The sequence below is a fragment of the Pseudomonas frederiksbergensis genome, assembly GCF_900105495.1.
GTDB classification, from domain to species: Bacteria; Pseudomonadota; Gammaproteobacteria; order Pseudomonadales; family Pseudomonadaceae; genus Aquipseudomonas; species Aquipseudomonas frederiksbergensis.
The window spans coordinates 4,618,864-4,642,164 of record NZ_FNTF01000002.1; the positions used below are offsets into that span (position 1 = coordinate 4,618,864).

A 23,301-nucleotide genomic window follows, 5' to 3' on the forward strand; every position below is an offset into this window, starting at 1 on the left:
TCAGGCTCCTGCCATTGCACTGTGGAAGCGAGGGTCTGCAACGTTGCACGAAGCCGATCGCGGCCCCGTGATCAGCCCGAAGAAAAACAATACAAAACCTGCCAGCAGCGGCACTGCCGATATGTCTCGCAGCCACCAGTAGGCAAGTGATGCGCGAACCGAATCCATCCACGGCGCGGGGCTCGCCCAAAGGTGCGCCTGAACCAGCCCTCCGGCCGTCAACGTGACGAACATCAGCAACAGGCCAACGGTAATCAGCCAGAAGGCCCAGTTCATGGCGGCGTCGTTGTAGCGCGCATGCGGTATCCGCTGCCACGCATGGGCAATGCCGCCGGCAGCGATGAAGGTGGCGAAACCGAGCATCGCAAGATGCGAGTGGCCGATGACCCAATCCGAGAAGTGCGTCAAGCGATTGACTGGCATCAAAGCCTGGAAAGCGCCTTGCAGGCTGACCAGCAGGTAGAAAATGATGCCGGTCCAGACGAACCGCAACGGCACGTCACTGGCGACTTTCGCCGCCTGCCCACGCAGCGACATCAACAGGTTGAATACCACAAGGATTACGTCCATCCCCAGGTACACCGAGGCAATGATCGCCGCCTTCTGCGCATCCATCGGCACTGCCGAATAGACGTAATGGTGGGTGCCATTCAAGGGATAGAAGAAAAACAGAAACCAGAATCCGATCATCGAAAGAAAATGGCTGTAGATCGGTCGCTGGGTGGTCGCCGGGATAATGTAATAGGCAATCGCCAACACGAATGGGGTGACAAACAGCCCGACCGCATCGTGAATCCATAGTCCGCTGAAGGCCGCTCCCTGCGCCCCCGGTATAAAGGCCGGGACGAAGTTCCCGACTGGATAGGCCAGCAAACTGAAGACTGCGCCGCCTACCAGGTACCAAACGGAAATATAGACCCCCCCGGACTGACGCTTGAGCACGAAAGGTCCGGCGAACTGCACGCAGATCAGCAGCAAGCCGAGCACCGCGAACAGATCGATGAGCATCGGGAACTCTGCCCATTCCAGCGACTGCACCGCGAGCCACTGGTTATCCAGGCCCAGCGAAATCAACGCCCATCCCGGCAAGAGCACACCGAAGTTCCAGAGCAGGAAAATCCCCCAGCCAAGCTTGCGGCTGTACACCGGACGATCAGCCAGTCGAGGCACCATGTGGTAGCAGAACGCGAAAAATGCGTTACCCAACCAGCCGAAGAAGATGCCTTGGGTGTGATCGAATCGCAGCCTGCCCCACGATAATGCCGCGTGGTTACCCAGCAACTCCGGCAGGGTCAGTTTGAGCGCGACCAGCAGGCCGGCAATGGCGGACAAAAATAGCGTGATGACCGCCGCGTAACTGTGCGCCTTGATCAGGTCGTAGTCGGTGCGCGGTAGATATTCCAGCGGTCGTTGAGCAATTCCGGTCGATGCCGAATCAAGACTTCTCATTTATTTTCTTCTCGTGCATGACTCAATATCCAGGCGGCCACGCCTAGTTGTGCATCGGGTGTCAGAGCAATGGCTGAAGGTCCCGGGGTATACCCGTCCCATCCCGGACGCGGGTGGCTAATGGCGGTATTCATCAGCGCCAAGGCATCGGCACCCATGGGATCTGCGCCAACATGTTGCTGGTAGCGCGCCACAATCGCTTGCCAGGACGGCCCTTCCAGCCGTTGCTGCGCGTCATGGCAACCGGCACAACGCTGGCGAACCACCACTTTGCCGGTTTGGATCAGAGCAGACGCGCGGCCCGGGTCGAACGCCGTCCCTTGGGGCACGCCGGGCAAGGTGTCGCCACGCGGGCTAATGGTCGAACTCGCGGGCATGCGCACCACGCTCCAGGCGATAACGGTACCCAGACTCAACACGCCGACCAGCATGACCAGCGCCGCGCGTGAGATGCTCGAGTGTCTGGCGTTTGTTTCAACATCACTCATGGCGCGGGCTTACCTTGCAGGAACATTAGGTAATCGAGGATCGGCTCAACCGCCGCATCGGGAATCGGCGCGCCGTATTCGTCGCGCATCTTCGCCACTTCCGCCGCCCAGGTTTTGCGGGGATAGGTAGGCTGAATGACGACGTAGCGTGGCGAATGACAAATCACGCATTGCTGAAGAAATTCTGCACGTCCCGGCCCGTCCAGCAGGTACGGCTCGTTGTGCGGCACGGTAATGCTATGTACCGCCTGGCCGAAATTCACATCCGGCGACTCTTGCGCGTGGAGCGTCGGACTGAGTGCGCATGCCAATAGGCACGGCAGATAATGGCGGGCCATGTCAGACCACCATTCCGCTGGTGCTCTCGATCATGCGACGCGCAAAGCCGCCACGATTCCACTGTGTGACCGGTTGCCCCTCGCCTGCGCGATTAGTCGCGCGAACCAGAAAGGTGTAACGACCCTTCTCGCGTGGCGTCCAAAGGTAACGCCAGCGCCGCCAGGAAAAGCGCCCGATCTCAGGATCCAGTAGTGCGTCGACCCAAGTGCGGCCGTTGTCCACCGACACCTCGACGCGGGCTATGCCGTCGCCGCCGTCATTGGCCAATCCTTCGAGCATCATCGGATGATTAAGCAACAACTGCTCTTCTGGCTCGGGGCGCACGAAAATCGAATGGGTAGCAAAGCGATTGATCGGAACGGTTTTCTTCGCCAGATTGCCCGGCTCTTCGTTGATTTCCGGGTTATCGGGAATGCGGTAGGCCACGTCCATCCAGATATTGCTCAAAGGCTTTTCGAGCACCTCGATGTGTGCCAGCGATTTGATCCAGTACGTCGCGTACCAGCCCGGCACCACCAAGCGTAGCGGGAAGCCGTTGAGCATAGGTAACGGCTCACCATTCATGGCGTAAGCGATCATCACGTCACCGTCGACGGCATGATCGAACTTCAACGATTTGACTACTTTGGGTAGCCCCGGCATGGGCGACTCGTCCAGCCCGGAAAACGCCACTTCCACTGCGCCGGACTTGACCCCGGCACGCGCCAGCACATCTTTGAGCCGCACGCCTGTCCATTGCGCATTCCCCATCGCGCCGAATTGCCATTGGCTGCCAGGCGGTTGCGGACTGAACAAACTACGTGCGTTACCGGAGCATTGATTCATCGCCACCAACGTGACCGGATCGAAACCCTTGACCAGTTCTTCGAGAGTGAACGATTGCGGTTTGTCGACGAGGCCGTCGAGACGCAAACGGAAGGTTCGCGTATCTACTTCAGTCGGGTAACCAGACAAGTGCCAGCGCACAAAATGTGCCGAATTGGGTGTCAGGTCCTGACGAAAGAAATGCAGCGGGGTTTCCAGTTGCGGCGGTCGATCGGTGATCAGAATCATCCCGGTCTTTTCCGGGTAGCGCACCTGTTCCCTCGATGCAGTCTGGCCTGCAATGGCCGAGTCCGGCGAGCCCGAAAGCGCCTGCCTGGGCAGAAGGCTAACCAAACCGGCTCCGGTTGCAAGTCCGAGCAGGCGCCTGCGGTTGATTTTCAAAAAAGTGTCGTCTGTATTCATGTTTACTCACTGTGGCCGGCAGAGTGTCCACAGGGGGGTTCGCATTTAAAATAAAATAGCGCTCACTATTAAAACGAAACCTCCCCTCCACTAAATAGTTTAAGTTGGCACTTCGGCCAGCCACCATCAGACGATTCCGAAATAACTTCGCACATGAGAAACAACATCAGACGCAACTTTTATCTTGTTTCGCGCTCACCCCGTTGCGCCGATCAATAAGAATTGTTTACACCCCATTCCCACCCCCTCTTTACATTTCAACTCAATCACGACACAACTTAACTCGATCATAGATATATAAATAAAAATGCTTTCGCAGCATTGTTTTCACTTTCGACGGCCAGTCGTTAGCAGCAAATCCAGTAACGCTGACGGGCGTTTAAATAATGATGCGTTTATCTATGAACGGCCAAAAACGAGTACATTTGTCCGGCTGGTGAAACGCTCATTTGGCGTTACTCCAACGCTGAAAAAGGCCTGAAGTTGCACCGTTACTGGAGTTAAAACTGCCAAGGCTGTGCGTTGAAATCGCAGTGCACACCAAGCACGGAACTACAAGTTCGACACTTGAAGCGGGTCATGAACATCATCGGTGCTCACACCACCACAACCAACGCAGTTTGATGAAGGCTCTGTCGTCCTAAAAAGGCCAGTTTTTGACCATCCCAGAAGTTATAAAAACAGGGTTGACGTGTTCCAGGTCGTGACTAGTGCGAGCCGCGGCATTGACTGCGCAATCGCTCAGTCAACGAACGTCGATAATCGAAAGCGATAAGGTCACGAGTTTTTTTACACACTCTAGGCCAAAAGCCGTCATTCGTGAGCCGCAGCTTTCGACCCAAAATTGACTTTCTGGTCCGAGCATAAAATTGAACTTCATCCGAAAACTACGCTTTGAATAATCCGCCCTTCTAAACCGCTTCCACATCATCGTTCGGCAACGAAGCAAACATTTCAGCGCGGCACACCTCAAGGATCTCATCCGCCAGCGCGGAATCATCCGGGCAGGCACGCGACAAAATAATCGCGCCGACAGCACGTGACAGCAGGTCAATCATTTTCTTTCTTCCCTCACCCGCCGCGGAGTCCGGCCCCGTCGGGTATTTTTCCCCCAGCGTTTGGAGAGTGTGTTCGATCCCTTCAGCAAACGTCGCTTTCAAATCATCCGATTGACGCGCCGCGTCGCCACACAACGCGGCCATGGTGCAACCGCTGCCACGTCCGTCCCGATGTTCCCTCGTCACATAGACGTCGATGAAGCCGGGAACGTCGAGAGCTTTGGCGCCTGTCAGCGACTTGGCAAGACTGCAAGCAGAGGCTTCGGCCATCAGGTCGGCCTTCGAACCGAAATGCTTGTAGAAACCTCCATGGGTGAAACCGGCAGCCGCCATGAGATCCGACACACCGACGCCGTCAAAGCCACGCTCACGGAACAGCTCAGAGGCTGTCTCGACGATGTGCTCTCGATTGGCCTGCGCCTGGGCCTTGGTCACTCTCACGTGCAATACCTCATGTTCACTGGGAAATCATGCGGCCAAGCATACATAGATGCTGGTCATAATCAAAGCCGTTGACAGCTTAGATTAAGATCATCATCCTAATTGCACACACCACCGACCTCCATCAACGGGCACGGAAGAAATACCAGATGACCGATCAGAATCTGTTCACCTCTTACACGCTTGGCGCCCTCACGCTGTCGAACCGCATCGTCCTGGCGCCGCTGACACGTAACCGCGCCGGTCAAGGCTTTGTCCCCAGCGAGTTCGCGGCCACTTATTACAGCCAACGTGCCAGCGCAGGCTTGCTGATCAGCGAAGCCACGCAGATTTCCCAACAGGGCCAGGGCTATCAGGACACCCCCGGGATCTACACGCAGGCGCAGATAGACGGCTGGCGCACAGTGACCGATGCCGTCCATGCCAAGGGCGGAAAAATCTTTCTGCAACTGTGGCATGTCGGCCGCGTGTCGCACGTTGATCTGCAAGAAAACGGCGCCGCACCCGTGGCCCCTTCTGCGCTGCGCGCCGCCACCAAAGTATTCGTCAACAACCGCTTTGAAGACGTCTCCGAGCCGCGCGCACTGGACATCAGTGAACTACCAGGGATCGTCTCAGATTTCTGCCAGGCCGCGGCAAACGCGCTCGATGCTGGGTTCGATGGTGTAGAGATTCACGGTGCAAACGGCTATTTGCTGGATCAATTCCTCAAGGACAGCGCCAATTTGCGTACTGATGCTTACGGCGGTTCGATTGAAAATCGAGCGCGTCTGTTGCTCGAAGTGACGGCGGCCGTCGTCAATGAAATCGGCGCGGATCGCACTGGTGTGCGCTTATCGCCGGTGTCGCCGGCCAATGGCGTTTCCAGCAGTGATCCGCAGGCGCAATTCGATTACGTCGTCGACCAACTCGACGCGCTCGGCGTGGTTTATCTACACGTGGTCGAAGGCGCGACCGGTGGCCCGCGTGACGTGGCGCCATTCAATTTCGGCGCCCTGCGCCAGCGCTTCAAAAACACCTACATCGCCAACAACGGCTATGACCTGAATCTGGCGACATCAAGGCTCGCCGAAGACCAAGCCGATCTGATCGCATTCGGTCGCCCGTTCATTGGCAATCCGGATCTGGTAGAGCGCCTCAAAAGTGGCGCGCCATTGTCCGCCTTCAATCCCGCCACGCTCTATGGCGGCGGTGCAGCAGGCTACATCGACTACCCGACGTTGGCTGAATCGAACGCTACCGCAAGCTGAGCAATCAGTGATCGCGCTTTCTGTTTCACACATCCTCAAAGAGAGATAACCCATGAGCACTCGCCCTGCTGTTCTCATCACTGGCGCCTCCACCGGCATTGGCGCCGTCTACGCCGAGCGCTTCGCGCAACGCGGCCACGATCTAGTACTGGTCGCCCGAGACCAGGTACGTCTGGACGCACTTGCAGCCCGATTGCGCAGCGAACACGGCGTCACCATCGATGTCATTCCGGCGGACCTGACCCAACTCGGCGATCTGACAACTGTTGAAACCCGCCTGCGCGACGACGCCCGTATCGGCATCCTTGTCAATAACGCCGGTGCCGCGCTGTCCGGTAACTTTATCGACCAAAGCACCGACAGCGTTGCGCAACTGGTCGCCCTCAACACCACAGCGCTGGTGCGCTTGGCCAGCGCCATTGCCCCACGCCTGGCCAAAGCAGGCGAAGGCGCGATCATCAACATCGGTTCGGTGGTGGGCCTGGCGCCAGAGTTCGGCATGTCGGTCTATGGTGCAACCAAAGCGTTTGTGCTGTTTCTTTCCCAAGGCCTGAGCCTGGAACTTTCGCCTCAGGGCGTCTACGTGCAGGCCGTGCTGCCGGCGGCCACCCGCACGGAGATCTGGGATCGCTCCGGCGTCGACATCAACACCTTGAGCGAAATCATGGAAGTGGACGATCTGGTGGATGCCGCACTGGTCGGTTTCGATCGTCGCGAACCGGTGACGATCCCGCCGCTGCACGAAGCTGAACGCTGGGATGACCTGCAGAGCGCACGTCAGGGCTTGCTGGGGCAAATCCGCCAGGCTGCGGTTGCCCAGCGCTACCTAACCCAACAGTGATCTTTTGGTAGCGAGCATTCGCGCCGGATTCGATGCAGGCGCGTCAGGCTCGCTGTCCGGAGTAGAAATGAATCCAACGAAGACAAATACCCCCTCGGGTTCGCAGACGTCGTTCATCAACGCGGCGAACCAGTCGATCACGGTCAACGGCATTCCCTTCGCCTACCGCGATACCGGTCCCACAACCGGTGTGCCTCTCGTACTGTTCAACCATTGGGGCGCGGTGCTGGATAACTTCGATCCCGCGATCATCGATGGCCTAGCACAAACCAGGCGCGTCATTACCACCGACTATCGTGGTATTGGCGGCTCAGGTGGAACCGCACCACTGACGGTCGGCGAAATGGCTGACGATGCCATCCAACTGATGCATGCGCTGGGGTTCGACACCGTTGATATGCTCGGTTTTTCGCTCGGCGGTTTCGTTGCTCAAGACATCGCCCTGAAAGCGCCAGCATCCCAAGTTCTACCTGTTCTTTACTTCGACGCCCAACGGCCGTCGATCCGCCTCGCAGTATTTGCAACGCTTGAAAGCGCGGAAAAAAAATCGCGACAAAGGCCCGACGCCCTACGCTTTCCTGCGGCAGTTGAAAGCCATCACCGCGTGGGGCAATCAGGCACCGCAAGACCTCGATCGCTTGCGGACGCCGACGCTGATCGTCAACGGCGACAACGACATCATGGTGCCCAGTGAAAACTCGCTGGCACTGGCCAACCGCGTCCCGAGCGCACAGTTGGTTATTTATGAAGATGCCGGGCACGGCGGAATTTTCCAGAACTACGCTGACTTCGTGGCCAAGGCACTGGCGTTCCTCGATGCCTGACAACGCCGCACATCAACGCCGAATACGTACCGCCCTCCCTCCCTCCAACCGACAAGAGCCGCACCATGATGAAGGCATTTCTAATTGATCGCTATGGCAAGAACACTGGGCGCATTGGAGAAGTGCCCGTCCCTGAAGTGGGCGCCCACGACGTATTGATTGAGGTACACGCCAGCAGCGTCAACGTTCTGGATTCGAAGATCAGGAAAGGCGAATTCAAACTGATCCTGCCCTATGCATTTCCGCTGGTGCTGGGCAATGACCTGGCGGGCGTAGTGGTTCAAATTGGAGCACAGGTGACGGGGTTCAAGCCGGGAGACGAGGTCTACGCTCGCCCGCCTGAAGCGCGGATCGGAACGTTCGCCGAATTGATCGCAGTGGACGAAAACGCGGTCGCACGCAAACCCGCCAATACCACCATGGCACAAGCCGCGTCCCTCCCCTTGGTTGCACTGACCGCCTGGCAAGTGCTGGTCGAAACCGCCCAACTGAAAAAGGGCCAGAAAATACTGATCCACGCCGGCTCCGGCGGCGTCGGCACTCTCGCCATCCAGCTCGCCAAACACCTCGGCGCCTTTGTCGCGACCACCACCAGCACCGCGAATGTCGAATGGGTGAAGGCACTCGGGGCCGATGCAGTGATCGATTACACACAGCAGAACTTCGAAAGTGTCTTGCACGACTATGACGTGGTGTTGAACAGCCTTGGCGCCGATGTACTGGAGAAGTCACTCAAGGTCCTCAAGCCCGGCGGCCAACTCATTTCCATCTCAGGGCCACCCACTGCACGGTTCGCGCAGGAGCAAGGACTGTCCTGGCCATTGCAGCAAGTCATGCGCCTGCTGAGCCTTGGCATTCGTCGCAAAGCGCGCAAGCAGGATGTCAGCTATGCATTCGTGTTCATGCGGGCCAATGGTGCTCAACTGCAACAAATCACCGCGCTCGTTGAGGACGGCATCATCAACCTTGTGGTTGATCGCGCCTTCACCTTTGAATCAACGGCAGAGGCGTTGAAGTACGTCGAGCAGGGACGAGCCAAGGGCAAGGTCGTTGTTACGCTCAAATGACGACGCTACATATCGATGAGCTAACCGATTGGTCTGTACTGGCGCTTAAGGGCTTCAATGAGCAACGCAGTACGGATACGCGCAAACTTCCCTCCAAGCGGATCTGTGACCGCTTTGCTCTGCTGGCGAGCCTCACTCTCTAGGCGCTCGTTATCTCTGTTTACTCGTCGCCCTCCTGCGCAGTACTTAAATATGTGCCTGATTCCGACACCCCTTGCCGGCAGACGACAGACGCTCCGAACTTGTTTTCTTAGTCTCCCCTGGACCGACGTTCAACGCTTCACGTCGGCTTAACCAGTCTTGCCACTGCACATCCCGCCATAGGCTCTAGCCGAGCGCACCAGGGATGGGTTCAAGGAGAATAAGAATAATGAATCCGGCTTTCACTTCATCAATCAATAACCTGCTCGATACCGTCACCGCGGGACAACAGCGCGTGCCAGGCGTAGTTGCAGCAATAACCGGGCGAGATGGTTTGCTCTACGAGGGAGCTTCAGGACAACGAACGCTCGGTCAAACTGATGCAATGACGACCGACAGTGTTTTCGCTATGTTTTCGACGACTAAAGCGATCACCGCCACGGCGGTGCTTCAGTTGGTCGAGGACGGCCGACTGGATCTCGATGCGCCTGCCAGGGACTATGTGCCGATGATCGGCGAACTTAAGGTGCTTGACGGGTTTGATACCGACGGCACCCCGCGGCTTCGCGCGCCCAAAAAACACATCACCACGCGGATGCTTCTGCTTCATACAGCAGGCCTGGGTTATGAATTCTTTAACGAAAACTACAACCGGCTAGTCCAGGAAGGACGCCAACCCAGCATCATCAGTGGATCGTTGGCGGCACTTATAACGCCCTTGCTGTTTGAGCCTGGTGAACAGTGGGAATACGGTTCCAACATGGATTGGGCCGGTCTGGTGGTCGAGGCCATTACCGGCAAACGTCTGGGTGAAGTCATGCGACAGCGTATTTTTGAGCCGCTGGGCATGACCGATACCGCCTTTAGCATGAGCGCATCGATGATCCAGCGACGGGCTGGAATGCATCAGCGTGAAGAAGATGGATCGCTGACCGCGGTCGAGGGCTCCCTCCTTCCAGAGGAACCAGAAGTGCACATGGGAGGCCATGGCCTGTTCTCGACAGTGAAGGATTATTGCCTGTTCATCCGGGCCTGGCTAAACGATGGACAGGGTGATCACGGACGAATTCTGAAGCCTGAGACGATTCGTTTCGCTGAAAAAAACGGGCTCGACAACCTGAAAATAAAAGCCCTTCCCTGCGTGATTCCGAGTATCTCCCACACTGCGGAATTCTTCCCTGGCATGCCAAAGTCATGGGCGTTGAGTTTCATGATCAACGAACAAGACGCACCCACCGGTCGTCCTGCGGGCTCTTTGGCGTGGGCTGGGTTGGCCAATCTTTTCTATTGGATCGATCGCAAGAATGGCATCGGTGGTTTTTGGGCCACTCAGATATTGCCATTCATAGACCCTGTTTCGACCAATGGATATCTGGATTTTGAAACGGCGGCCTACCGCAATCTGACCACCTGAACCCGTACCTGATTCGATTCGCATGAGAGCCCCCCAAGGGCTCCAGGCGATGGCGCAAGAAAACTATCCCCTTCTCCGAAAACAACAAAAACAAAACAGGTGACTCATGGAGATCTCCACACGTACCCCTGCGCGCGCTCGATCCACAAAATGCGCATTTGGCACTTCAACAATCAGTGCCGGCATCCTGCTGGCGACTCTGGCGGGCAACGCCGGAGCCGTCGATGTGGACGCCGGCGAATACGCCGCTGCGCTTCCAGCCGGCAGCAATATCGGCTTGCTTTACCTCCAGCATGCCGAACGGCGGTCACTTTACGGTAATGGTCACAAGGTTGCGATAAAAGCGGGACTCGACTCGGATATCGGCATATTGCGCGTCGCGAATTACCAGCAGTTGGGTGACTACACGATTAATACGCAGTTCCTGTTGCCATTCGGGCGCCTGGAAGGAACACGCGATAACGACTCGTTGGGACAAACCAATGGCGTGGGCGACTTGGTCCTGGCGTCCACTCTGTGGCTCGTGAATGATCCGGCGAAGAACCGATATTGGGGCATTGCGCCCTACCTGTTCGTGCCGACCGGTAACTATGACCGAAACGATGCACTCAACCTTGGCGAAAATCGTTGGAAGATGACGTTGCAGACAGGCTATGTGACCGGCCTCACTGAAAAGTTGTCTCTGGACCTCACCGCCGATGTAACCCTGTTTGGCAAAAATGATGACCTCACGAGTCAAGGCCTGACGTTGCGACAGAAGCCTCTATGGCAAGCCCAGTCCTACCTGAGATACGCCGTGACACCCAAGCTGTCGGTGCATGTCGGCGCGTCTCAACTCTGGGGTGGTGAGACGCGCGTTGACGGTCAGGATCTGAACGATGAACCCAACACCAGCAAGTACCGTGTCGGGGGATCGTACTGGATGACCCCTACGTTCCAGGCCCTGCTCAATTACGGCCAGGACGTATCGGTCGACAACGGCTTCAAGGAAAAGCAGCGGGTTAACCTCCGGCTGTTGTGGGTGTTCTGACCCACAGCAAGTGGTTGGCTTCCTGGGCACCGAGAGCGTCTTGGACGTCACTCTCGGTGCCCTTTTCTGCCTCGCATCGCTAACGCAGTCGGCGCTGCAAGGTTTGGGAGGGTAATTCACTGAAACGCTTGCGATAGATTCCCGCAAATTCACCCAGGTTTAGATAACCCCACCGAAAGGCGATGGTGGAAACAGTTGTCCCCGACTCCGGACCCGTTGCCAATAAATCGCGGCGCACACCCTGCAACCGCTGCTCGCGCAAGAACGCACCGGGCGTCATGCCGCGAAAACGCGAGAAGGCTCCACTCAATGCCCGCACACTGGTCCCGACGGCACTGGCAACCTCTGCCATCGTCGGCAGGCTCGCTGCGTTGGCACTCATGAACTCTTCAGCGGCCCTGACATAACGCGGTGCAATCCGGTTCATTGGACTATTGAAATCAAGCCCTGCTTGCTCGGCGCGGCCAGCCCACTCTCGTAATAAATGAACGCAAAGACTTTGTTCCAAGTGAGCCCCCATACGTCCTTCAGCCATGTGCTCGGAAGCCTCGGAAACACAACGAACCGTGTACTCCAGCAGGCTTAGCCAGCTAGAACCGACTCCGCCGATAATGCATTTATGTCTCCAGAACCGATCATCGGGCACGAACCCAAACCACTGCTGCGCCATCCGTTCCAGAACTGCATGAGGAATAGTCAGATTCAGTTGCAGGTGATCCGGGTCGAGGTCGATCCGGTAATCGACACGACTGCAATTGGCAATGAAGGATTGACCTACTGCCGTATCCTCAGTGACCGAACGTTGAGCCCAGTGCCGGGCATTGCCGCGAATGGTCGTCAGCAGTAATGCATTCCCCGACTCGGGCGAAAATTCATCGACGCTCACGGCGACTCCATAGGCAAAACGAGTCAGCGTCAACTCGCCAATCCTGGACGAATGCATGGTTGCGTGCGGCTTGATGGCATGCCCGATGGGGGCCACACGATAGGGCATGTAAACGCGATCCGACCAGTCGCTGATTTCATCCCAATCGGTTGAAAAAATTTTGTGCTGCTGACGTATCGGTTTGCCGCTGACATCGGTTAACAACGCATGGTCGAGACGCATGGAGACACCTGTTTTTATTATTTTAGGGTGAACCGCTGATCAGAGTAGCAACCTCAGGGCGATGGCAAGTAGGCCATCGCTTGCGACTCGCCCATCAGCAGCGGGCGATTGAGATCCGCGCAGGCGCGCAAATAGTCGGCTACCAAGGTGATCCGCTTGAGCTTGCGCAGGTCCTCGCTGTAGTACATCCAGAACTGTCGAGTGACCTCCACCTGATCCGGTAGCACTTCGCACAGGCGCGGGTCGGGACCGGCGAGGAAGCAGGGCAGGATGGCCAGCGCGCGCCCTTCCAAGGCCGCATGGTACTGGGAAACTACGCTGGTGCTGCGCAGGCGGCTGTGCGCGCCGGGCAGCAGGTCGTTCAGGTAGAGCAACTTGAAGCTGAAGGCCAGATCCTCGACATAGGTCACGAATGGGTGACCGGCCAGGTCCTCGCGACTGGCAATCGGCGAATGATTGGCCAGGTACTCCGGTGTCGCATACAGACGCAGACGGTAGTCGCACAGCCGCGAGCACACGTACGGACCGCGCTCAGGCCGCTCCAGAGTGATGGCGATGTCTGCCTCACGCCGTGACAGGTTGACGAAGTGCGGGACCGGCAGGATGTCCACGGAGATATGCGGATAGTGGATGATGAAATGGCTCATCTGCGTGGTGACGAAACAGGAGCCGAAAGCTTCGGTACAGCCAATACGCAGGTGCCCGGCGAGCCCCCCGGTGGTTCCGGAAACCTGCTCGCAGGCTGCCAGCAGCGTACTTTCCAGAGTTTCGGCGTGACTGACCAGGCGCTGCCCCTCGATGGTCATGACGAAGCCCGACGCTCGGGACTTCTCGAAAAGCAGCGCACCAAGGCTTTGCTCAAGGGCGCGGATGCGCCGCGACACCGTGGTGTAGTCCACTCCCAAACGGCGTGCTGCGCCACTCGCGGTGTGAGCACGGGCGACTTCGAGAAAGAAGCGCATATCGTCCCAATTCACATGACTTTGGGTTGTGCGTTTTTGCATATTCATCAGGCTTTTCTGCCAATACATATTGGAAATTAGCCAACATATACTCGCATTCAGCCTGGTTTGACCAGCATCGTTTCTCAACCGGAAAGGCCCCGATTTCAACCAGGGCTAACGGCATGAATGCAGGGTAAAAAACACTGCTTTCAAGCCGAAAACAGGCGGCTGCGCGACCGCGCAATCACTGCCACCATCGCGCCCGCCGAGGGCTAATACGGCGGGTTTCTTTTCGGCGCCACACCTGCCATTTCAACCCTCGCCTCCGGAAGATCGCCAGGGCAGATACGACTCCAGCAGCATTCAGGTGACGCTCCGCTTCGGGACGTCGCCCGGGTACCCGTACGCCTCTCAAAAGGCGACATACAACAACAATTAAAAGCGGAGCCTCATCATGACGACTGACCATCCGAACCACGCCCAGACCTGCGCCCAGGTCAGGGCCAATCCCAAGTTCCAGCGACTCACCCGCCAGCGCGCACTGCTGGCCTGGTCACTGAGCGCCGCGGTCCTCGCTGTCTATTACAGCTTCATCATGGTAGTGGCCTTCGCACCTGCCTGGCTGCACCTGCCGCTGTACGACGGCAGTCATCTCAGCCTCGGCATGCCAATCGGCGTGGCAATTATCCTGCTGTCCTGGCTGCTTACCGCCTGGTACGTGAACACCGCCAACACACGTTTCGACGCGCTCAGCGCGCAGATCCTCCAGGAGACCCGCGCATGAAACGCCTACTCGCCCTTCTCGCCCTCAGCCCCCTGCTGGCCAACGCCGCACCCATCACCGCAGAGAAGCAACCGCTCAATGTGCATGCCATCGGCATGTTCTTCATCTTCGTCCTCGCCACTTTGCTGATCACTTGGTGGGCGTCCCGTCGCACGCGCTCCGCTGCTGACTTCTACAGTGCCGGCGGCGGTATCACGGGCTTTCAGAATGGCCTGGCGATCGCCGGTGACTACATGTCGGCGGCCACTTTGCTGGGCCTCTCGAGCCTGGTGTTCGCCAAGGGCTATGACGGCTTCATCTATATCATTGGCTTCTTCGTCGGATGGCCCATCGTCACCTTCCTGATGGCCGAGCGCCTGCGCAACCTGGGCCGCTATACATTCGCCGACATCGTCTCCTTCCGCCTGGATCAAACTCGCGTGCGCAGCTTTGCCGCCCTTGGTTCGCTGACGGTGGTGTGTTGCTACCTGGTGGTACAGATGGTCGGTGCTGGCCAGTTGATCAAGCTGCTGTTCGGCCTCGACTATCGCACGGCGGTGGTGGTGGTCGGCCTGCTGATGCTGGTCTACGTGATCTTCGGCGGCATGCTCGCCACCACATGGGTGCAGATCACCAAGGCGGTCCTGCTGCTGGCGGGCGGCACGACCCTGATGCTGATGGCCCTGAGCCGTTTCGGCTTCAGCTTCGAGACGCTGGCTGCCCAAGCCGTGGCGGTGCATGCCAGCGGCGTGCAGATTATGGGCCCGGGCACGTTGCTGGCCGACCCGATCAACGCGGTGTCCCTGTCCCTCGGACTGGTCTTCGGCATCGCCGGCCTGCCGCACATTCTGATGCGCTTCTTCACCGTGCCCAACGCCAAGGAGGCGCGCAAATCGGTGCTATTCGCCACGGTGTTCATCGGCTTCTTCTTTCTGGTGGTCTGCATCCTGGGCTACACCGCCATCGTCATCGTCGGCACAGACCCGCAGTACTATGTCGACGGCAAGCTCGGCGGCGCCATGATCGGCGGCGGCAACATGGTTGCCATGCATCTGGCTAAAGCGGTGGGCGGCAACCTGTTTCTCGGATTCCTCTCCGCCGTGGCCTTCGCCACCATTCTTGCAGTGGTGGCCGGCCTGGCCCTGGCCGGCGCCTCGGCCATCTCTCACGACCTTTATGCCTCGGTACTGAAGAAGGGCCAGGCCGACGAGAAGCAGGAAATGCGAGTGTCGCGCATCGCCACTGTCGGTCTGGGCATCGTCGCGATTTCCCTCGGCATTCTGTTCGAGGGCCAGAACATCGCCTTCCTGGTCGGCCTGACGTTTGGCATAGCAGCCTCGGCGAATTTCCCGGTATTGATCATGGCCATGTACTGGGGTGGCTTGACCACCCGTGGCGCCCTCTATGGCGGTATGACTGGCCTGATCAGCGCCCTGGCCCTGGTCATCGGCTCTCCGTCGGTATGGGTCGGCGTATTGGGCCATGCCCAGGCAATCTTTCCCTACGACCAGCCGGCGCTGTTCTCCATGCCTTTGGCCTTCCTGGTCATCGTGGTGGCGTCCAAACTGGACCGTAGCGAGCGTGCCGACCGCGAGCGCGCTGCCTATGCCGATCAGTTCGTCCGCGCCCAGACTGGCCTGGGCGCTGCTATGGCCAGCAGTCACTAACGCTGCAGCTTCCCGGGGTCTATGCCCCGAGCGCGAGTTCGCCCCTTAGCGTCGCGCTTTTTTACTCCCGTCCTGCGCCGCCCGGCGCAGGGCACCTCCAACGAGTCTTCCCTCCACCGGCCCCGGCCAGTGCGGGAAAGGCTTGCTTATAACAACAAGAGGCATGCAATGAAACCCACCCTTTTTACCCTGCTCCTGGCAAGCAGCAGCGTTGCCACCCAGGTCCACGCGGACTTCCTCGCAGACAGCAAAGCCAGCCTGGAACTACGCAACTTTTACTTCAACCGAGATTATCGTCAGACCAACGCCGCCCAATCCAAACAAGAGGAATGGGCCCAGGGGTTCCTGCTGCGCTACGAATCGGGATACACCGACGGGTTGATCGGTGTCGGCTTCGATGCCATCGGCCTGCTCGGCGTCAAGCTCGATTCCAGCCCTGATCGCGCAGGTTCCGGCCTGCTTAAACGCCACCGTGACACGAGCAAAGGGGCGCAGGACGAGTACGGCGAACTGGGCCTGACCGCCAAAGTTCGCGCCTCAAAAAGCACACTGAAACTCGGCACGCTGCTGCCGAAACTGCCGACGGTACTGGCCAATGATTCACGGCTGTTGCCACAAACCTTCAAGGGCGGTCAGCTGACGTCGCTGGAACTCGAAGGCCTGACCGTGGATGCCGGGCGACTGACGCAAGTCAATCAGCGCGACTCCTCGGACTACGAGGACATGGGCATCACCCGCACCGGAGCCAAGGGCATCACCACGCGTCATCTCGACAGCGACAGCTTCGATTTCGCCAGCCTGAACTACAAATGGACCAGCAACCTCGCCACCGGCTACAGCTACGGCCACCTCGACAACTTCTACAGCCAGCACCTGGTCAACCTGACCTACGTCTTGCCAGTCACCACCGGCCAGTCGCTGAAGACCGATCTGCGCTTCGCCCGCTCCACGGACGATGGCGGCAGCAATGTCGATAACAACGCCATCGGCGCGATGTTCACCTACAACCTCGGCGGGCATGCGGTGGGCCTGGGTTATCAAGGCATGAGCGGCGACACCGGCTACGCCTACGTCAACGGCACCGACGCCTTCCTGGTGAACTTCGTGCAGATCGGCGACTTCGCCAGCAAGGACGAACAGTCCTGGCAGGCGCGCTACGACTACAACTTTGCGGCCATCGGCATTCCGGGTCTGACCTTCATGACCCGCTACCTCACCGGTGACAACATCGATCTGGGCGGCAATCGCCCGGAAGGCAAGGAATGGGAACGTGATACCGACATTGGTTATGTGGTGCAGAGCGGGCCGCTGAAGAATGTCGGCGTGAAGTGGCGTAACGCGACAGTTCGCTCGACCCACTTCGGTAGCGACCTGGATGAAAACCGCCTGATCGTCAGCTATACCCTGGCGCTCTGGTAAATCCCCCCGCCAGACGGGGGCCGCTCGCATCGCCTGAGAGTGCGAGCGGCCCTCCATCCAACGCGCCACCTCTATGATTTTTTTGCACAACGCACCGGTTTTTATGAGCATTTTTAATTGATTTTTGCATGCATATACTGGGCTCAAGCGCCTGGTCATGAACCGCGCCAGACCCAACAAAAACAAACAAGGGCATACACCGTGAAGACATCCATGCTTGCCGCCGTCTCCCCGCTCTCAGGTACCTGCATGCGTCTAGTACGCATTGCTGCCCGCAGCGAAGCCCCCCTCGCCGCCTGACCATCCCGTACCTGTACCCGCGCCGATCGTCACCACGATCGATGGAGACTCCAATGAACAGCAACTGCCAACCGTTCCTCGCCGCTCGAGACTTCTTGCTGGCCCACCGTACCGACTACGCCACTGCCGTGCGTGACTTCCGCTGGCCGCAACTGAACGAGTTCAACTGGGCACTGGATTACTTCGATGCCATGGCCGAGGACAATCACGCCAACGCCTTGTGGATCGTCGAAGAAGACGGCAGCGAACAGCGCTACAGCTTCCAGCAACTGGCCTCGCGCTCCAACCAGGTGGCCAACCACTTGCGTGCCCTCGGCGTGCGCCGCGGCGAGCGCATCCTGCTGATGCTCGGCAATGATGTCGCCTTGTGGGAAACCATGCTGGCCGCCTTCAAAATCGGCGCCGTGGTCATTCCCGCCACCGCCCTGCTGACCCCCGATGACCTGGGCGACCGCATCGAGCGCGGCCAGGTTCGTCACCTGGTGGTCGGCAGCGCCCATGTCGACAAGTTCGTCGGCCTGGGAGAAGGCTGCAGCCGCATCTGCGTCGGCCCGGCCCCCGCCGGCTGGACCGCGCACAGCGCAGCCAGCGAATATTCCGAGCAGTTCGAGGTCGAGGACCGCACGCTAGCCACCGACCCGATGCTGCTGTACTTCACTTCTGGCACTACCTCCAAGCCAAAGATGGTGCTGCACAGTCACCAGAGCTACCCGGTCGGCCACCTGTCAACCATGTACTGGATTGGCCTGCAGCCGGGTGACCTGCACTTGAACATCTCGTCACCGGGCTGGGCCAAACATGCCTGGAGCTGCCTCTTCGCACCATGGAACGCCGGCGCCTGCATCTTCATCCACAACGTCGCGCGCTTCAGCGCCCCGGCCCTGCTTGGCGCGCTGGAGCGCTATGGCGTCACTAGCCTGTGCGCCCCGCCCACCGTGTGGCGCATGCTGATTCAGGAGGATCTGGCCAGTTACAAGGAGCGCCTGAACCTTCGCGAACTGGTGGGTGCCGGTGAGCCACTGAACCCGGAGATCATCGAGCAGATCCTGCATGCCTGGGACTTGCCGCTGCGTGATGGTTTCGGCCAGTCGGAAACCACCGCCCTGGTCGGTAACACACCCGGCCAACTGCTCAAACCCGGCTCCATGGGCCGTCCTCTGCCGGGCTACAGGGTGACCATGCTTGACCCCGACGGCGTACCCGGCAACGAGGGAGAAGTAGCCCTGCCATTGGATGTGCGTCCGCTCGGCCTAATGTTGTGCTACGAGGACAGCCCGGAAAAAACCGCAGAAGTAATGCGCGACGGTTACTACCGCACCGGCGATACCGCACAGATCGATGAAGAGGGCTACATCACCTTCGTCGGCCGTGCCGACGATGTGTTCAAAGCCTCCGACTACCGCATCAGTCCCTTCGAGCTGGAAAGCGCACTGATCGAGCACCCGGCGGTGATGGAAGTGGCCGTGGTGCCAAGCCCGGACCCTCTACGCCTGGCCGTGCCCAAGGCGTTCCTGATCCTGGCACATGACGAACCCGGCAGTGCTGAACTGGCCGGCAACATCCTCGCCTTCGCTCGCGAGCATCTGGCGCCCTACAAGCGGGTACGGCGTATCGAATTCGTCAGCGAACTGCCCAAGACCATCTCAGGGAAGATTCGCCGGGTGGAACTGCGACAGATGGAAGTGCAGCGCCGCCAGAGCGATGCACGCGGCGCGCAAGAGTACTTCGAAGAAGACTTCCCACAGCTCAAGGGCTGAACCCGGGCCGGTACGCCGGCCCTCCTGAATTCAAACGCGACCGCTCGGCCAATCCGGCCGAGGGGTCTCACTCGACTCAAAAAAAGTAGACAGGACCCGAAAATGACCTCCTCCAGCATTCCTAGCGTCAAGCTTCTCATCAACGGCGAATTCGTCGAATCGCGCAGCACCCAATGGCGCGACGTGATCAACCCGGCTACCCAGGAAGTCCTGGCCCGCGTGCCCTTCGCCACCGCCGAGGAAATGGACGCCGCCGTGGCCAGCGCCAAGGAAGCCTTCAAGACCTGGCGCAAGACTCCGATCGGCGCCCGCTCCCGGATCTTCTTCAAATACCAGCAACTGATCCGCGAGAACATCAAGGAACTGGCCGCTCTGCTCACCGCTGAACAGGGCAAAACCCTGCCGGATGCCGAAGGTGATGTGTTCCGCGGCCTGGAGGTGGTCGAGCACGCCGCCTCCATCGGCAATCTGCAGATGGGTGAGTTGGCCAATAACGTGGCCAATGGCGTCGACACCTACACCTTGATGCAGCCGCTGGGTGTGTGTGCCGGCATCACCCCGTTCAACTTCCCGGCGATGATCCCGCTGTGGATGTTCCCGATGGCCATCGCCACCGGCAACACCTTCATCCTCAAGCCGTCCGAGCAAGACCCGCTGGTGACCATGCGCCTGGTCGAACTGGCGCTGGAGGCCGGTGTACCCAAGGGTGTGCTTAACGTCATCCACGGTGGCGTCGACGCGGTGAACCTGATCTGTGACCACCCGGACATCAAAGCCGTGTCCTTCGTTGGTTCGACCAAGGTCGGCACCCACGTCTATAACCGCGCGACCCAGAATGGCAAGCGTGCACAGTGCATGATGGGCGCGAAGAACCACGCCATCGTCCTGCCCGATGCCAACAAACAGCAGACGTTGAACAACCTGCTGGGCGCCTCCTTCGGCGCCGCCGGTCAGCGCTGCATGGCCCTGCCGGTGGTCATTCTGGTGGGTGAAGCGCAGACCTGGTTGCCGGACCTGATCGAGCGGACCAAAACCCTCAAGATCAATGGCGGCACCGAACCTGGCACCGACATCGGCCCGGTGATCTCCTGCGCGGCTCTGGATCGCGTCAACAGCCTGATCGCCAGCGGCATCGAAGAAGGCGCCAGGCTCGAATTGGATGGGCGCAACCCGAGTGTGCCTGGCTACCAGGACGGCAACTTCGTCGGCCCGACCATCTTCTCCGGCGTCACGGCACAAATGTCCGTGTACCGCGAAGAAATCTTCGGCCCGGTGCTGTGCGTCATGCATGCCGCCAACCTGAGCGAGGCGATCGAGATCATCAACGCCAACCCGAATGGCAACGGTACCGCCCTGTTCACCCGCTCCGGCGCTGCGGCCCGGCACTTCCAGGAAGAGATCGACGTCGGCCAGGTGGGCATCAATGTGCCGATCCCGGTGCCGGTCCCGCTGTTTTCCTTCTCTGGTTCCCGCGCCTCCAAGCTGGGCGACCTGGGCCCCTACGGCAAGCAAGTGGTGACCTTCTACACCCAGACCAAGACGGTCACCCAGCGCTGGTTCGATGAAGACGACACCAGCGGTGCGGTCAACACCACCATCACCCTGAAATGACCTTTGCTGGCCGGCGCCAAGCGCCGGCCAATCAGGGCGTACGTTTCGAGCGGCGGCTGTTCCATTCGCTGTTTGCCAGCCACGACCAAAAGGAAGGCATGCAAGCCTTCGTCGACAAGCGCGTGCCGAATTTCCTGCACCGCTGATCCCCACTCGCAAAAGGTAGTCATCATGCATATCGGATTTCTCGGCCTCGGTAACATGGGCGGCCCAATGGCCCGCAACCTGCTCAAGGCTGGACACAGCCTGACCGTCTTCGATCCTTTCCCGCAGGCGGTCGCGACCCTGGTGGAGGCCGGTGCCAGCGCCGCTGACTCACCCGCCGCCGTGGCCAAAGCCAAGGTTGAGGTGATCATCACCATGTTGCCGACCGCCGACCATGTGAAGCAGGTCTATCGCGGCAAGGACGGCCTGTTGGCCAATATTGGCCAGGGCGTGCTGTTGATCGACAGTTCAACCATTGACCCGCTCAGTGCCCGCGAGGTGGCCAAATTCGCCCTTGCCCAAGGCAACCCGATGCTCGACGCGCCGGTATCCGGCGGCACCGGTGGCGCGACGGCAGGCACCCTGACCTTTATGGTCGGCGGCCCGGTCAGCGTATTCGACCAGGCCCTGCCAATCCTCTCGGCCATGGGCAGGAACATCGTGCACTGCGGCGCAGCAGGAAACGGCCAAGTGGCCAAGATCGCCAACAACATGCTGCTCGGCATCTCCATGGTCGGCGTCGCCGAGGCCATGGCCCTGGGTGTGGCCCTGGGCATGGACGCCAAGGTGCTGGCCGGTGTCATCGGCACCTCCACCGGTCGGTGCTGGAGCTCGGAGATCAACAATCCGTTCCCGGGCGTGCTGGAAAACGCTCCGGCCTCGCGTGGTTACCGTGGCGGCTTTGGTACCGACCTGATGCTCAAGGATCTCGGCCTCGCCACCGAAGCAGCAAAACATGTGCGTCAGCCGGTGGTGCTCGGTGCTGCCGCCCAGCAGCTGTACCAGACCTTCAGCCTGCAAGGTAATGGCGGCCTGGACTTCTCCGCCATCATCAAACTGTTCCGTGGGGAAGCAAAAGCATGAGCGAGCAGCAAGCCCCGGTGCTGGCCAGTGTGCGCAACCGCATCGGGCACCTGACGCTGAATCGACCAAGTGCGTTGAACACCCTGGACCTGCCCATGGTGACACTGTTGTGCCGGTACCTGTGGGTCTGGGAACAGGACCCGGAGATCGTCGCCGTGACCCTTCGTGGCGCCGGGGAAAAAACCTTCTGTGCTGGTGGCGACATCCGCATGCTGTACGACAGTCACAAGGCCGGCGACAACCTGCACGAACTGTTTCTCGAGGAAGAGTACGCCCTGGATGAGTACCTGCACGGCTATTCCAAACCGGTGCTGGCGCTGCTCGATGGTTTCGTCCTCGGCGGCGGCATGGGCCTGGCCCAGGCCGCCTCGTTACGGGTGATCACCGAGCGCACGCGGATGGGCATGCCGGAAGTCGGCATCGGCTTTTTCCCCGATGTCGGCGGCAGCTATTTCCTGCCGCGCCTTCCGGGTGAGCTGGGTATCTATCTGGGGGTCACAGGTTGCCAGGTACGTGCCGCCGATGCCCTCTATGCCAACTTGGCTGACTACTGCCTGCCCAGTGAACAACTGGCCGAACTGGATGCCGCCCTGGATCAATTGAACTGGACCGGTGCGCCCGACGAAGACCTGCAAAACCTGCTCGCCCGCATGTCCACCGAACGTATTGCGGGATCGGAACTCAAGGCCTATCGCCAGGTGATCGATGAATATTTTTCCCTGCCCGATGTGCCGGCCATTCTCACCGCCCTGCAGCGCGAGCAACGTCCCGAGCTGCGCGACTGGGCCGAGCAGACGGCCAAACTGCTCGACAGCCGTTCGCCACTGGCGATGGCCGTGACCCTGGAGTTGCTGCGTCGCGGCCGTTACCTGAGCCTGGCCGACTGCTTTGCCCTGGAGTTGCACCTGGACTATCAGTGGTTTGACAAAGGTGACCTGATCGAGGGCGTGCGCGCGTTGATCATCGACAAGGACAAAACCCCGCGCTGGAACCCGCCAACCCTGGCGGGACTGGCACCACCGCGGGTGCAATCCTTTTTCAGCGGCTTCCGCCCGGCCTCTGCAAACCCTCTTCGCACCGCCTGATCGGCAGGAG

General features: G+C 59.3%; 21 protein-coding genes and 2 pseudogenes. 16 read left to right on the top strand and 7 right to left on the bottom strand.

Annotated elements, in window-relative coordinates; all coding sequences use genetic code 11:
* Genes BLW70_RS21650 through BLW70_RS21665 form a run of 4 tightly spaced genes read right to left on the bottom strand, consistent with a single transcriptional unit; the run spans position 1 to position 3,434 of the window.
* The gene (locus BLW70_RS21650) at positions 1-1,449 is read right to left on the bottom strand and encodes a cbb3-type cytochrome c oxidase subunit I (RefSeq protein WP_074877423.1); all 1,449 of its coding nucleotides are present in this window, start codon (positions 1,447-1,449) and stop codon (positions 1-3) included.
* Positions 1,446-1,937 carry a c-type cytochrome gene (locus tag BLW70_RS21655; RefSeq protein WP_074877426.1) on the bottom strand — a complete coding sequence of 164 codons (492 nt, stop codon included), beginning with the start codon at positions 1,935-1,937 and terminating at the stop codon, positions 1,446-1,448. The genes BLW70_RS21650 and BLW70_RS21655 overlap by 4 nt, the downstream gene beginning before the upstream one ends.
* Positions 1,934-2,275, bottom strand: a complete 342-nt coding sequence (locus tag BLW70_RS21660; RefSeq protein WP_074877428.1) for a hypothetical protein — start codon at positions 2,273-2,275, stop codon at positions 1,934-1,936. The genes BLW70_RS21655 and BLW70_RS21660 overlap by 4 nt, the downstream gene beginning before the upstream one ends.
* Before the next feature lies 1 nt (position 2,276).
* Entirely contained in the window at positions 2,277-3,434 is a 1,158-nt protein-coding gene (locus tag BLW70_RS21665) for a molybdopterin-dependent oxidoreductase (RefSeq protein ID WP_235865014.1), read from the bottom strand.
* A 436-nt stretch (positions 3,435-3,870) separates the two neighbouring features.
* On the opposite strand from BLW70_RS21665, the pseudogene BLW70_RS31175 reads away from it, so the two are divergent.
* Positions 3,871-4,004: pseudogene (locus BLW70_RS31175) on the top strand (hypothetical protein); the annotation flags it as partial.
* Between the two features lie 410 nt (positions 4,005-4,414).
* Here BLW70_RS31175 and BLW70_RS21675 read toward each other — a convergent pair.
* Complete coding sequence (locus BLW70_RS21675; protein ID WP_174553772.1) at positions 4,415-5,002, bottom strand: TetR/AcrR family transcriptional regulator; 588 nt, start codon at positions 5,000-5,002, stop codon at positions 4,415-4,417.
* A 149-nt stretch (positions 5,003-5,151) separates the two neighbouring features.
* On the opposite strand from BLW70_RS21675, the gene BLW70_RS21680 reads away from it, so the two are divergent.
* The 7 genes from BLW70_RS21680 to BLW70_RS21705 all read left to right on the top strand — a co-directional run bounded on the left by BLW70_RS21680 (position 5,152) and on the right by BLW70_RS21705 (position 11,569).
* The gene (locus tag BLW70_RS21680) at positions 5,152-6,252 is read left to right on the top strand and encodes an alkene reductase (protein ID WP_074877435.1); all 1,101 of its coding nucleotides are present in this window, start codon (positions 5,152-5,154) and stop codon (positions 6,250-6,252) included.
* Positions 6,253-6,304: 52 nt separating this feature from the next.
* Entirely contained in the window at positions 6,305-7,093 is a 789-nt protein-coding gene (locus BLW70_RS21685) for an SDR family NAD(P)-dependent oxidoreductase (protein ID WP_074877436.1), read from the top strand.
* A gap of 67 nt (positions 7,094-7,160) precedes the next feature.
* On the top strand, positions 7,161-7,787 hold the full coding sequence (locus tag BLW70_RS21690) for an alpha/beta fold hydrolase (protein WP_328586405.1): 627 nt from the start codon (positions 7,161-7,163) through the stop codon (positions 7,785-7,787).
* A complete protein-coding gene (locus BLW70_RS31365) occupies positions 7,681-7,917 on the top strand; it encodes an alpha/beta fold hydrolase (protein ID WP_328586406.1) in 237 nt (78 codons plus the stop codon). The genes BLW70_RS21690 and BLW70_RS31365 overlap by 107 nt, the downstream gene beginning before the upstream one ends.
* A gap of 68 nt (positions 7,918-7,985) precedes the next feature.
* Complete coding sequence (locus BLW70_RS21695; RefSeq protein WP_074880747.1) at positions 7,986-8,984, top strand: NADP-dependent oxidoreductase; 999 nt, start codon at positions 7,986-7,988, stop codon at positions 8,982-8,984.
* A gap of 370 nt (positions 8,985-9,354) precedes the next feature.
* Entirely contained in the window at positions 9,355-10,539 is a 1,185-nt protein-coding gene (acmB, locus tag BLW70_RS21700; protein ID WP_074877438.1) for a methyl acetate hydrolase AcmB, read from the top strand.
* A gap of 106 nt (positions 10,540-10,645) precedes the next feature.
* Positions 10,646-11,569, top strand: coding sequence for a transporter (locus BLW70_RS21705; protein WP_074877440.1), 924 nt, complete (start codon positions 10,646-10,648; stop codon positions 11,567-11,569).
* A gap of 79 nt (positions 11,570-11,648) precedes the next feature.
* Here BLW70_RS21705 and BLW70_RS21710 read toward each other — a convergent pair whose 3' ends face one another.
* Together BLW70_RS21710 and BLW70_RS21715 are read right to left on the bottom strand one after the other, a co-directional pair.
* Entirely contained in the window at positions 11,649-12,677 is a 1,029-nt protein-coding gene (locus tag BLW70_RS21710; protein WP_074877442.1) for an AraC family transcriptional regulator, read from the bottom strand.
* A gap of 53 nt (positions 12,678-12,730) precedes the next feature.
* Positions 12,731-13,681 carry a LysR family transcriptional regulator gene (locus BLW70_RS21715; protein ID WP_074880749.1) on the bottom strand — a complete coding sequence of 317 codons (951 nt, stop codon included), beginning with the start codon at positions 13,679-13,681 and terminating at the stop codon, positions 12,731-12,733.
* Positions 13,682-14,075: 394 nt separating this feature from the next.
* Between BLW70_RS21715 and BLW70_RS21720 the strand changes: the two genes are divergently transcribed.
* The 8 genes and pseudogenes from BLW70_RS21720 (at position 14,076) to BLW70_RS21750 (ending at position 23,291) form a co-directional block, all read left to right on the top strand.
* The gene (locus tag BLW70_RS21720) at positions 14,076-14,405 is read left to right on the top strand and encodes a DUF485 domain-containing protein (protein ID WP_074877444.1); all 330 of its coding nucleotides are present in this window, start codon (positions 14,076-14,078) and stop codon (positions 14,403-14,405) included.
* On the top strand, positions 14,402-16,051 hold the full coding sequence (locus tag BLW70_RS21725; RefSeq protein ID WP_074877446.1) for a cation acetate symporter: 1,650 nt from the start codon (positions 14,402-14,404) through the stop codon (positions 16,049-16,051). The genes BLW70_RS21720 and BLW70_RS21725 overlap by 4 nt, the downstream gene beginning before the upstream one ends.
* A 168-nt stretch (positions 16,052-16,219) precedes the next feature.
* Positions 16,220-17,470: an OprD family porin gene (locus BLW70_RS21730; RefSeq protein WP_074877448.1), complete on the top strand. Its 1,251-nt coding sequence runs from the start codon at positions 16,220-16,222 to the stop codon at positions 17,468-17,470.
* A gap of 353 nt (positions 17,471-17,823) precedes the next feature.
* The gene (locus BLW70_RS21735) at positions 17,824-19,527 is read left to right on the top strand and encodes an AMP-binding protein (protein WP_074877450.1); all 1,704 of its coding nucleotides are present in this window, start codon (positions 17,824-17,826) and stop codon (positions 19,525-19,527) included.
* Positions 19,528-19,629: 102 nt separating this feature from the next.
* Positions 19,630-21,138 carry a CoA-acylating methylmalonate-semialdehyde dehydrogenase gene (locus BLW70_RS21740; RefSeq protein ID WP_074877452.1) on the top strand — a complete coding sequence of 503 codons (1,509 nt, stop codon included), beginning with the start codon at positions 19,630-19,632 and terminating at the stop codon, positions 21,136-21,138.
* Between the two features lie 32 nt (positions 21,139-21,170).
* Positions 21,171-21,284: pseudogene (locus tag BLW70_RS30420) on the top strand (enoyl-CoA hydratase); the annotation flags it as partial.
* A gap of 25 nt (positions 21,285-21,309) precedes the next feature.
* A complete protein-coding gene (mmsB, locus tag BLW70_RS21745; protein ID WP_074877455.1) occupies positions 21,310-22,206 on the top strand; it encodes a 3-hydroxyisobutyrate dehydrogenase in 897 nt (298 codons plus the stop codon).
* A complete protein-coding gene (locus BLW70_RS21750) occupies positions 22,203-23,291 on the top strand; it encodes an enoyl-CoA hydratase/isomerase family protein (RefSeq protein ID WP_074877457.1) in 1,089 nt (362 codons plus the stop codon). The genes mmsB and BLW70_RS21750 overlap by 4 nt, the downstream gene beginning before the upstream one ends.
* Positions 23,292-23,301: the final 10 nt, after the last annotated feature.